Source organism: Massilia sp. P2_C2 (genome assembly GCF_056404615.1).
Genome location: NZ_JBFUDR010000223.1, coordinates 1 through 10,906 on the forward strand (window position 1 = coordinate 1; position 10,906 = coordinate 10,906).

The following is a 10,906-nucleotide window of genomic DNA, read 5'->3' on the forward strand; positions in this document are numbered from 1 at the left end:
CCTTTCAGCGCCAGCGTCATCCAGCGCGTGATCGGGCGATACCACTGGTGTTCATAGATCACGCGGTAGTACTTGGCGTCGCCGACGGCGTCGATTTCCAGGTTGGCGCGCTGGTAGCGGCCGCGGGTCGGGGTGATGGCGGAATCGCGCGAGTCGCGGCCCCAGGCCACGGTCAGCGGGATCGCGTTCGTCGTTGCCTCGCCCACGCCGGTCGCCTTCGCCGTCGCGTCCTTCGAGTTCTGCATCACGAACTGCTTGTACAGCGTCGGCGAGCTTTCGTCCGTCTCGAGGCGCGTGCGCTCCAGGCCCGCGCCGAAGTAGACCGTGTCGATTTCCGAGAACGGCACGCCGAACGTCAGGTTGCCGCCCTGCTGGCGCACGGTGTACGAACCGATGTTCAGCGCCGGCGGACGCGACGTGCGCAGGTACAGCTGGAAGGCGCGCGAGATGCCGTCGTCCGTGAAGTACGGATTGGTCTGCGCGAACGAGATCGTGCGGTTGTAGCGGCTCGTGTTCAGTTCGATGCCGACCGTGTTGCCGCTGCCGGCGAAGTTGGCCTGCGTGACGGACGCCGTGAAGGTGAATTTCTCGGCCTGCGAGAAGGCGCCGCCGACCATGAAGTTACCGGTCGGCTTTTCGACGACGGCGATGTTCACGTCCACGGCGTCGTTGGTGCCCTGCGCTTCCGGCGTCTCGACCGTCACGTCCTTGAAGTAGCCGAGGCGGTCGACGCGGTCGCGCGACAGCTTCACCCGGTTCGGGTCGTACCACGAGCTCTCGAACTGGCGGAACTCGCGGCGGATCACTTCGTCGCGGGTGATCGTGTTGCCCGAGATGGTCATGTGGCGCACATAGGCGCGCTTGCCCGGGTCGACGAAGAACGTGAAGGCGACTTCGCGCTTCTCGCGGTTGATCTCCGGGTTGGCGGTGACGTTCGCGAACGCGTAGCCGAAGCTCGCGAGGCGGTCGGCGATGCGCTTGTTCGACGCTTCCTGCAGGTCGCCGGAATAGGTCTGGCCCGGTTTCAGGAGAATCAGGTTCTTGAGTTCCTGCTCGCGGCCGAACGTCTCGCCATCCATCTTGACGCCGGAGACGGTGTACTTCTCGCCTTCCGTGATGTTGATGGTGAGGTAGATGTCCTTCTTGTCCGGCGTGATCGAGACCTGCGTGGATTCGACGTTCACTTCCAGGTAGCCGTGATTCAGGTACCACGACTTGATGGTCTCGAGGTCGCCCGTCAGCTTTTGCTTGGAATACTGGTCGGCCTTCGAATACCAGGTGAGCCAGCCGGACGTGTTCAGCTGCAGCAGCTGGCGCAGTTCCTTGTCCGAGAACGCCTTGTTGCCGACGATGTTGATCTGCCTGATCTTGGCGATGTCGCCCTCGTCCACGTTGAACATCACGTTCACGCGGTTGCGTTCGATCGGGGTGACGGTCGTGGTGATCTTGACGCCGTACAGGCCGTGCGACAGGTACTGGCGCTTGAGTTCCTGCTCGGCGCGGTCGACCGACGCCTTGTCGAAGATCTTGGTCTCGCCGACGCCGATTTCCTTCAGCGCCTTGACGAGCATGTCCTTTTCGAATTCCTTGGTGCCGGTGAAGTCGACGGACGCGATGGACGGACGCTCCTCCACCAGCACCACGAGCACGCCGTTTTCCTCTTCCAGGCGGATGTCCTTGAAGAAGCCGGTCGCATACAGCGCCTTGATCGCCGCCGTGCCTTTTTCGTCGTCGAAGGTCTCGCCCACGCGCACCGGCAGGTAGCTGAACACCGTGCCCGCCTCGGTCCGCTGGATGCCTTCGACCCGGATGTCCTTCACGACGAAGGGCGCGCCGGCGGCGGCATGGCCGGCACACAAGGCCAGCACGGCTGCGCCGATGATGCTGCGACGGGAGGGCAAGGCAAAACGCGGCTGGGCAAAACGTTCGGGTTGTAAATTCATCGGTTAGATCAATGGGTCAGTCATTGGACAACGTTACGAGCAGCGCACTCCGGCGCCCGCCGCAGGCGCAGCGTACGCATCGGAGTGCCGTGTGTTCAGAGCAGTCGCACCAGGTCGTTGAAGACGGCAAGCGCCATCAGCATGAACAGCAGGCCCACCCCGGCACGCTGCGCGATCTCGCCGATCCGCGCGGGCAAGGGTCGCCCGGTCAAAACTTCCAGCGAATAATACAGCAAATGGCCACCGTCCAGAACGGGAATTGGTAACAGATTCATTACTCCCAGGCTGATCGAGATGAACGCGATGAACTCGAGGAAGGGCTCGATGCCCGAGCGCGCCGTCTGTCCGGCGACGTCCGCAATCGTGATCGGACCGGTCACGTTTTTCAGCGAGACCTCGCCCGTGATCATCCGCGCGATCATCTTGACGCTCATCGCGCTCGTCTCCCACGTGCGCTGTGCGCCCTTGGCGACGGCGGCCAGCGGACCCGCCTTCACCGTCACCATCTCGGGCGCCTGCGCGATCTCCAGCTTCACGAGGCCCTTGCCCGTCTGCGGGTTGCGCTCGGGCGTCAGGGGCAGTACGAGCTGCTCGCCGCCCCTCTGCACGCCCACCTGCAAGGTCTTGCCCGCCGCGCCGCGTACGGCCTCGACGAAGGCGATGCCATCGATGACAGGCTTGCCGTCGATGGTTTGCACGAGGTCGCCCCGGCGCAGGCCCGCGCGCGCGGCGGCGCCGTCCGGCAGGACCTTGTCCACGGCGGGCCGCGGGCGCCACATCTGCATGCCGAGGGCAGCCAGCACGTCGCCGTCGACATCCAGGTTCGCCATGCGGTCGGCGGACAGCACGGCGCGGTACGGGGCGGCGCTTGTCGCCCCCTTCTCCGCCCCGAGGGTCGCGCTGCGCAGGGTCAGTTCGGCCGCATGCTTGTCGATGGCGGCGCGCACGATCTCCCAGCGCAGTTCCGTCCACGTCTGCACGGGGCGGCCATTGACGGCGGTGACGACGTCGCCGCCGCGCACGCCGGCCTGGTACACGGCGGACGCCTGCGCCATCGGCCGCAGGCGCGTGCCCGGCTCCTCCTTGCCGTGCATGAACAGCGCGGCCAGCACGACGATGGCCAGGATGAAGTTGGCGACGGGGCCCGCGGCCACGATGGCGATGCGCTTCCACACGTTCTGCCGCGTGAATTCGCGCGGCAGGTCACGGTCGTCGGTGGGCGCCGTGGACGGATCGCGGGCGTCGAGCATCTTGACGTAACCGCCGATGGGCAGCGCCGAGATCGCCCATTCCGTCTGGTCCGGGCCAACGCGGCGCGACCACACGATGCGGCCCATGCCGATCGAGAAGCGCAGCACCTTCACGCCGCACAGGCGCGCGACGACGTAGTGTCCCAGTTCGTGAAAAATGATCAGCGGCCCAAGCGCCAGGACAAATGCCAGCAGGGTGTGAATCAGGTTCATGATTGTCTCCCGTCAGGGCCCGCTTATATCGCTACAACGCATGCACGATGCGTTCGGCCGCGTCGCGGGCACGCGCGTCCTGGGCCATGACGGCCTCGATGCTGCAGGCGGCGCCGTGCGGATTCTCGTCCATCACGCGCTGTACGACGCGGTCGATGGCGCGGAAGCCGATACGGCGCTCCAGGAATGCCTGGACCGCGACTTCATTCGCCGCGTTCAATAAAGCCGGCGCCGTGCCGCCCGCGCGCAAGGCGTCGAATGCAAGGGCGAGGCAGGGGAAGCGGTCGAAGTCCGGCTTGTGGAATTCCAGCGCGGCCCATTGCGTCAGGTCGAGCTGGGCCACGCCGGACGCGATCCGTTCGGGGAACGCGAGGGCGTGGGCGATCGGGGTACGCATGTCCGGATTGCCAAGCTGGGCCAGCACGGAGCCGTCCACGTACGACACCATCGAGTGGATCACGCTTTGCGGGTGGATCACGACCTCGATGCGGTCGGCCGGCGCGCCGAACAGCCAGTGCGCCTCGATCACTTCCAGGCCCTTGTTCATCATCGTGGCCGAATCGACCGAGATCTTGCGGCCCATCGACCAGTTCGGATGCTTGCACGCTTCTTCCGGCGTGACGGCCTCGAGCGTCTCGACGGCGCGCTGGAGGAACGGGCCACCCGATGCCGTCAGCAGCACCTTGGCCACGCCCGCGGCGTCCGGCGACCTCGAATACGTGGCCGGCAGCGACTGGAAGATCGCATTGTGCTCGGAGTCGATGGGCAGCAAGGTGGCCTTGTGTTCCCGCACGGCATCCATGAACAGCTGGCCGGACATCACGAGCGCTTCCTTGTTCGCCAGCAGCACCTTCTTGCCGGCGCGCGCGGCCGCGAGCGTGGGCGCGAGGCCGGCGGCACCGACGATGGCAGCCATCACCGTGTCGGTGTCCGGGCTGGACGCGATCTCGCACAGCGCCGCCTCGCCGTGGGCGACGTCGACGGGGAGATCCCCCAGCAGGTCGCGCAGGCGCACGGCGGCCTGCGCCGTGCCGACGACGGCGCGCTGCGGCCGGAACACGCGGCATTGGGCAGCGAGGGCGTCCACGCGTTCATGCGCGCTCAGGGCGTGGACGCGGTATTTGTCGGGATGACGTGCGAGCACGTCGAGGGTCGAGACGCCGATCGAACCGGTGGCGCCCAGGATAGTGATGCGTTGCATGTTGCGTTCCATTGTCAAGGTCGTTCCAACATGGACGGGCACGGCGACGACAGGTCAGCGGCGCCATGTAGGGATTCTGGCACGACAGGCGCCCCGATGGCGCCCGCCCTGTCCGAACGACCCGTTTGTTACAGGCGCGCGCCGATCAGGGCGGCGAGCGGCAGCACGGGGATGAGCGCGTCGATCCGGTCGAGCACGCCGCCATGGCCAGGCAGCAGGTTGCTGCTGTCCTTCATGCCGGCGCGCCGCTTGAGCTGGGATTCGAACAGGTCGCCGACGATGCTGGCGGCGACCATCAGCACGAGCACCACGGCGAGCACCGGCCAGCCATACGTGTGCTGGACCCGTGCGGCGAAGGTGGTCGCAAAGGCGTCGCCGCCGAACTGGACCGACAGGGCGCCCAGCAGGAGCACGGCGATGCCGCCGCCGATCGCCCCTTCCCACGACTTACCGGGCGAGATCGAGGGTGCCAGCTTGCGCCGGCCGAATGCCTTGCCGGCGAAATAGGCGCCGATGTCGGCCACCCACACGATCGCCAGGACGGACAGCAGGAACAGCGGCGAGTGCGAGTACAGCGAGACGATGGAGGCGAAGCAGCCGACGACGGCGAACGCGTACACGAGCGACAGCAGCGTGTTCGCGGGCGTCCCGAGCGGCGGCAGGCCGATCTTCAGGGACGGTGCGAAGCGGGCGATCCACAGCGCCACGCTGAGCGCGGCCCAGAACGACAAATTCGTGTGCCCCGTGAACACGGAGATCGCGAACACGGCAGCCCAGACGAGCGCGATCACGTGCGCATTGTGCGTCTCCGGATTGAACAGCCGGAAGCATTCCCAGATGGCGGCGCCGAAGAACACTGTCGCCACGACCGCGAACGCCATGTAGTTGTTGATATAAAGGACTGGCAGCAACACTGCCAGCAGCACGACGGCGGTAATGACGCGGGTTCTGAGCATCAGTTTGTCTGGACCTTGTTGGCGACCTGCTCGCCGGTGCGGCCGAAGCGGCGCTCCCGGCTCTGGTAGGACGCGATCGCCGTGTCGAGCGACTCGGGCGAAAAGTCCGGCCAGAACGTGTCGGTGAAGTACAGCTCGGAATACGCGAGCTGCCACAGGAGGAAGTTCGAGATGCGCTCTTCGCCGCCGGTGCGAATGAACAGGTCGGGCTCCGGCGCATAGGCCATCGCCAGGTGCGGGGCCAGCATCTCTTCGGTGTATTCGGTCACGCCCGGGTTGGCCGCGACCATCTTTCCCGTCGCCTGCATGATGTCCCAGCGGCCGCCATAGTTGGCGCACACGGTGACGGTCAGGCGCGTGTTGTTGGCGGTACGGCGCTCGGCGTTCGCGATCATGTCCTGCAGCTTGGCGTCGAAGCGCGACAAATCGCCCACGACCTTCAGGCGGATGTTATTCGCATGCATCTTCGACACTTCGCGCTCGAGCGCCATCACGAACAGGCCCATCAGGTACGACACCTCGTCGGCCGGACGGCGCCAGTTTTCCGAGGAGAAAGCGAACAGCGTCAGGTACTCGACGCCACGGTCCACGCAAGCCTCGACGATCTTGCGCACGGCGTCCACGCCCTTGACGTGACCCGCCACGCGCGGCAGCAGGCGCTTGGTCGCCCAGCGGCCGTTACCGTCCATGATGATGGCGATGTGGCGCGGCACCTGGGGTGCCTCGGGGACTGCGGTGGTCGAACTCTTGAAAATCATATTCTGGCCAGAAGGCGGCGAAATCTACAAAAACTGCGGTCGCCCGCTGGGCGGGCGGTCGCAACGAGGCGACTGAAAAAGGTGGAACGGACCGGTCAGGCCTTGCCTGCCGGTCCGACGTCCTCAACGATACCCGGCGCATCCTTGCGCCGCAATACAGGCACGTCGACAAACCTGCTGCGCGTTGCACTGCAGTCCTGCGATGCTCGCTGTACTCGCGTACAGCTGTGCTTCTCGAACTGCATTGCCGCCGCTCGCGACGGTTTTTCGAGGCGCCTTTAAACAGTCATCACTTCTTTTTCTTTCTCTGCAACCAGCTTGTCGATGTCGACGACGGCCTTGTCGRTCATCTTCTGGACGTCGTCCTGGGCGCGGCGCTCGTCGTCTTCCGAGATCGCCTTGTCCTTGACCAGTTTCTTCAGCTGTTCGTTGGCGTCGCGGCGCACGTTGCGGACGGCGATCTTCGCGTCTTCCGCTTCCGACTTGCACAGCTTGACCATTTCCTTGCGGCGCTCTTCCGTCAGCGCCGGGGTCGGTACGCGGACGATATCGCCGAACGACGACGGGTTCAGGCCCAGGTCGGATTCGCGGATCGCCTTTTCGATGACGTTCAGCATTTTCTTTTCATACGGCTGGACGCCGATGGTGCGGGCGTCGATCAAGGTCAGGTTGGCGACCATCGGCAGCGCGGTCGGCGAACCATAGTAGTCGACCATCACGTGGTCCAGGATGCCGGTATGGGCGCGGCCGGTGCGGACCTTGGCCAGGTTGCTGCGCAGGGTCTCGATGGACTTCACCATCTTGTCCTGGGCATTTTTCTTAACGTCAGCTACGGACATGCTGCTCTCCTGTGTTTCTAACTATTGATTAAACGTGTACGAGTGTACCCTCGTCCTCGCCCATGATCACGCGCTTGAGCGCGCCCGGCTTGACGATCGAGAACACCTTGATCGGCAGCTTCTGGTCGCGGCACAGGGCGAACGCGGTGGCATCCATCACCTGCAGGTGCTTGGAGATCGCCTCGTCGAACGAGATCGATTCGTAGCGGGTCGCGTACGGATCCTTCTTCGGATCGGCAGTATATACGCCATCGACCTTGGTGGCCTTCAGCACGATCTCGGCCGAGATTTCCGAACCGCGCAGTGCGGCGGCGGTGTCGGTGGTGAAGAAGGGGTTGCCGGTGCCCGCGGCGAACACGACGACCTTGCCCTCTTCCAGGTATTGCAGCGCCTTCGGGCGCACGTACGGCTCGACCACCTGCTCGATGCCGATGGCCGACATCACGCGCGCGGTGATGCCCTGCTGGCGCATGGCGTCGGCCAGCGCGAGCGCATTCATCACGGTGGCCAGCATGCCCATGTAGTCGGCGGTCGCGCGGTCCATGCCCTGCGCACCCGGCGCGACGCCGCGGAAGATGTTACCGCCGCCAATCACCACTGCCAGTTCCACACCCAGCTTCGACACCTCCGCGACGTCGGCGACCATGCGTTCGATGGTGGCGCGGTTGATGCCGAACGGATCGTCGCCCATCAGCGCTTCGCCAGACAGTTTGAGGAGGACTCGTTGGTAGGCTGGTTTTGTCATGAATGGGGCTCCTAGATGTAGATGACTCAAAATCGGGTATTGCTGACGTAGGGTGGGGTAATCGATGCCGGCGGCATCGATTACGAGCCCACGCGTATGCTTGCGGTCCACATGCCCGACACCGGGCCAACACAACGCACACGTCACGCGTGGGCACGGGGCGCCCACCCTACGACCGTTACAAAAACGGGCCTTGCGGCCCGTTCTCTTTATTACTGCTTGACAGCAGCCATCTGGGCCGCCACTTCCGCTGCAAAGTCGTCGACTTTCTTCTCGATGCCTTCGCCGACCACGTACATCGTGAATGCTTTCACGGTGGTGTTGGCGGCCTTCAGCATCTGCTCGACGCTCTGCTTGTCGTTCTTCACGAAAGCCTGGTTGAACAGCGAGACTTCCTTCAGGTACTTCTGCACGGAACCGTCGATACGCTTGGCGACGATCTCGGCCGATTGCGGCTGCTTGCCTTCGGCGACGGCCTTGTCAGCGTCTTCCTGGGCTTTCAGCTGAGCAACCGAGCGCTCTTTTTCGATCAGTTCAGCCGGCACTTGCTCTGCCGACAGGGCGACCGGCTTCATCGCGGCGATGTGCATCGCGACATCCTTGCCGACCTGCTCGTCGGCGCCGTCGTAGTCGACGATCACGCCGATGCGGGTGCCGTGCAGGTACGACGCCAGCTTGCCGGTGGTTTCGAAGCGCTGGAAGCGGCGAACCGTCATATTCTCGCCGATTTTGCCGATCAGTGCCGTACGCACGTCGTCGAAGGTCTTGCCGTCGACCGGCAGGGCGGCCAGGCCGGCGACGTCGGCCGGGTTGTTCTCGGCGACCAGCTTGGCGGCCAGGTTGCACATGGCCAGGAAGTCGTCGTTCTTGGCGACGAAGTCGGTTTCGCTGTTCACTTCGACCAGCGCGCCGACGTTGCCGGCCACATAGGCGGCCACAACGCCTTCAGCGGTGATGCGGGATGCCGCTTTCGATGCCTTGCCGCCCAGCTTGACGCGCAGGATCTCTTCGGCACGTGCCATGTCGCCGTCGGCTTCGTTCAGTGCCTTCTTGCATTCCATCATCGGGGCGTCGGTCTTGGCGCGCAGTTCGCCAACCATCGCTGCAGTAATCGCTGCCATGTCATTTCTCCTAAAATCGGAGCAAGCCGTCGGTTGCGACGTCTTGCATATTGTTAATCTATCCAGGAATTGCTTGCAAAAAGGGGCGCTCGATCTTAGGCTCGGCGCCCCTTTGCTGCTCAGCGGGCACACGCCCGCCGGGAATTAAGCTTGCTCGGAAACTTCGACGAAGTCGTCAGCCGACTTGATGGCTTCCACGACGTCGTTGGTCGCGTTGGCGCGGCCTTCCAGGATCGCATCGGCGACGCCGCGTGCGTACAGGGTGATGGCCTTCGACGAGTCGTCGTTACCCGGGATGACGTGGGTCACGCCTTCCGGCGAGTGGTTGGTGTCGACCACGCCGATGACCGGGATGCCCAGCTTGCCGGCTTCGGTGACGGCGCCCTTGTGGTAGCCGACGTCCACGACGAAGATCGCGTCCGGCACGCCCTGCAGGTCCTTGATGCCGCCGATCGATTTCTGCAGCTTGACCAGTTCGCGCGAGAACATCAGCGCTTCTTTCTTGCTCATCTTGTCGACTTCACCCGACTCGATGGCGGCTTCCATGTCCTTCAGGCGCTTGATCGAGGTCTTGATGGTCTTGAAGTTGGTCAGCATGCCGCCCAGCCAGCGCTGGTCGACGTACGGCACGCCGGCGCGCTGCGCTTCGGCGGCGATGATGTCGCGGGCCTGGCGCTTGGTGCCCACCAGCAGGATGGTGCCGCGGTTGGCGGCGATCTGCTTGATGGTTTTCATCGCATCCTGGTACATCGCCATGGTTTTTTCCAGGTTGATGATGTGGATCTTGTTGCGATGACCGAAGATGAACGGTGCCATTTTCGGGTTCCAGAAACGGGTCTGGTGGCCGAAGTGAACACCGGCTTCCAGCATTTCGCGCATAGTGACAGACATTGAATTCTCCAGGGTTGGTTCTTGAATAACGGCCAGTCCACCCGTTCCCGGGCACCCTTGTCGGCCGCATTCGCGATTTAAAAAATGAAGCTTGCCCGATACGAACACGAGCAACCCGAGATTCTAGCGGGATTTGACATGGATTTCAAGCTCGGGCATGCAGCCGTGCCCCGCGCTGCCACCGGGCACTCTCCCCCGCCGCGGCCCGACCGGCCACCGAATCACATATAATCAGCGATACAGAACACATTGCAGAACGGATTATCATGGCAATCTCCATCAAGACCACGGAAGACATCGAGGGCATGCGCATCGCCGGCCGCCTCGGTGCCGAGGTGCTCGACTACATCACCCCCTTCGTCAAGCCGGGCGTGACCACCGGCGAACTGGACCGCCTGTGCCATGAATACATGGTCAACGTGCAAGGCACCGTCCCGGCGCCGCTGAACTATGCACCGCCGGGCTACCCGCCGTTCCCGAAGGCCGTCTGCACGTCCGTGAACGACGTGATCTGCCATGGCATTCCAGGCGACAAGGTCCTCAAGAATGGCGACGTCGTGAACATCGACGTCACCGTGATCACGAAGGATGGTTATCATGGTGATAACAGCCGCATGTTCTTCATCGGCGAACCGTCGAAGCTGGCACGCCGCCTGGCGGAGATCACGTACGAATGCATGTGGCTCGGCATTTCCAAGGTGAAGCCGGGCGCGCGCCTGGGCGACATCGGCCACGTGATCCAGCAGCATGCGGAAAACGCCGGCTACTCCGTCGTGCGCGAATTCTGCGGCCATGGCATCGGCAAGGTTTTCCATGAGGAACCGCAGGTGCTGCACTACGGCCGTCCGGGCACGGGCGAGGAACTCAAGGCCGGCATGATCTTCACGATCGAGCCGATGATCAACGCGGGCCGCCGCGAGATCCGCGAGATGCCGGACGGCTGGACCATCAAGACGAAGGACCGCAGCCTGTCGGCCCAGTGGGAACAC

The 10,906-nt window shown here is 64.0% G+C and carries 10 protein-coding genes; 1 reads left to right on the plus strand and 9 read right to left on the minus strand.

The genetic code is table 11. From position 1 onward, the window contains the following. The 9 genes from bamA to rpsB all read right to left on the minus strand — a co-directional run. On the minus strand, window positions 1-1,943 hold a 1,943-nt coding region (gene bamA / locus AC1DYX_RS21920), incomplete at its 3' end, for an outer membrane protein assembly factor BamA (protein ID WP_477262749.1). A gap of 95 nt (window positions 1,944-2,038) precedes the next feature. Beyond that, the gene (gene rseP, locus AC1DYX_RS21925) at window positions 2,039-3,406 is read right to left on the minus strand and encodes an RIP metalloprotease RseP (RefSeq protein ID WP_477262751.1); all 1,368 of its coding nucleotides are present in this window, start codon (window positions 3,404-3,406) and stop codon (window positions 2,039-2,041) included. 31 nt (window positions 3,407-3,437) lie between these two features. After that, the gene (ispC, locus tag AC1DYX_RS21930) at window positions 3,438-4,607 is read right to left on the minus strand and encodes a 1-deoxy-D-xylulose-5-phosphate reductoisomerase (protein WP_477262753.1); all 1,170 of its coding nucleotides are present in this window, start codon (window positions 4,605-4,607) and stop codon (window positions 3,438-3,440) included. A gap of 128 nt (window positions 4,608-4,735) precedes the next feature. Next, window positions 4,736-5,563 (minus strand): phosphatidate cytidylyltransferase, encoded by an 828-nt coding sequence (locus AC1DYX_RS21935; RefSeq protein ID WP_477262755.1) that lies wholly within the window; start codon window positions 5,561-5,563, stop codon window positions 4,736-4,738. After that, a complete protein-coding gene (gene uppS, locus AC1DYX_RS21940; RefSeq protein WP_477262757.1) occupies window positions 5,563-6,321 on the minus strand; it encodes a polyprenyl diphosphate synthase in 759 nt (252 codons plus the stop codon). Before uppS ends, AC1DYX_RS21935 begins: the two co-directional genes overlap by 1 nt. A gap of 278 nt (window positions 6,322-6,599) precedes the next feature. After that, window positions 6,600-7,160, minus strand: a complete 561-nt coding sequence (gene frr, locus AC1DYX_RS21945) for a ribosome recycling factor (RefSeq protein ID WP_477262759.1) — start codon at window positions 7,158-7,160, stop codon at window positions 6,600-6,602. Window positions 7,161-7,188: 28 nt separating this feature from the next. Beyond that, window positions 7,189-7,905 carry a UMP kinase gene (pyrH, locus tag AC1DYX_RS21950; protein WP_477262761.1) on the minus strand — a complete coding sequence of 239 codons (717 nt, stop codon included), beginning with the start codon at window positions 7,903-7,905 and terminating at the stop codon, window positions 7,189-7,191. A 212-nt stretch (window positions 7,906-8,117) separates the two neighbouring features. Beyond that, window positions 8,118-9,026 carry a translation elongation factor Ts gene (gene tsf, locus AC1DYX_RS21955; protein ID WP_477262763.1) on the minus strand — a complete coding sequence of 303 codons (909 nt, stop codon included), beginning with the start codon at window positions 9,024-9,026 and terminating at the stop codon, window positions 8,118-8,120. Between the two features lie 144 nt (window positions 9,027-9,170). Further along, a complete protein-coding gene (gene rpsB / locus AC1DYX_RS21960) occupies window positions 9,171-9,917 on the minus strand; it encodes a 30S ribosomal protein S2 (protein WP_477262765.1) in 747 nt (248 codons plus the stop codon). Window positions 9,918-10,183: 266 nt separating this feature from the next. On the opposite strand from rpsB, the gene map reads away from it, so the two are divergent. Further along, the coding region (gene map, locus AC1DYX_RS21965) for a type I methionyl aminopeptidase (protein ID WP_477262767.1) at window positions 10,184-10,906 on the plus strand (723 nt) is incomplete at its 3' end.

Coding starts and splice junctions, on each gene's coding strand:
- rseP (WP_477262751.1), bottom strand. CDS start 3,406: ATGAACCTGATTCACACCCTGCTGGCATTTGTCCTGGCGCTTGGGCCG.
- ispC (WP_477262753.1), bottom strand. CDS start 4,607: ATGCAACGCATCACTATCCTGGGCGCCACCGGTTCGATCGGCGTCTCG.
- AC1DYX_RS21935 (WP_477262755.1), bottom strand. CDS start 5,563: ATGCTCAGAACCCGCGTCATTACCGCCGTCGTGCTGCTGGCAGTGTTG.
- uppS (WP_477262757.1), bottom strand. CDS start 6,321: ATGATTTTCAAGAGTTCGACCACCGCAGTCCCCGAGGCACCCCAGGTG.
- pyrH (WP_477262761.1), bottom strand. CDS start 7,905: ATGACAAAACCAGCCTACCAACGAGTCCTCCTCAAACTGTCTGGCGAA.
- tsf (WP_477262763.1), bottom strand. CDS start 9,026: ATGGCAGCGATTACTGCAGCGATGGTTGGCGAACTGCGCGCCAAGACC.
- rpsB (WP_477262765.1), bottom strand. CDS start 9,917: ATGTCTGTCACTATGCGCGAAATGCTGGAAGCCGGTGTTCACTTCGGC.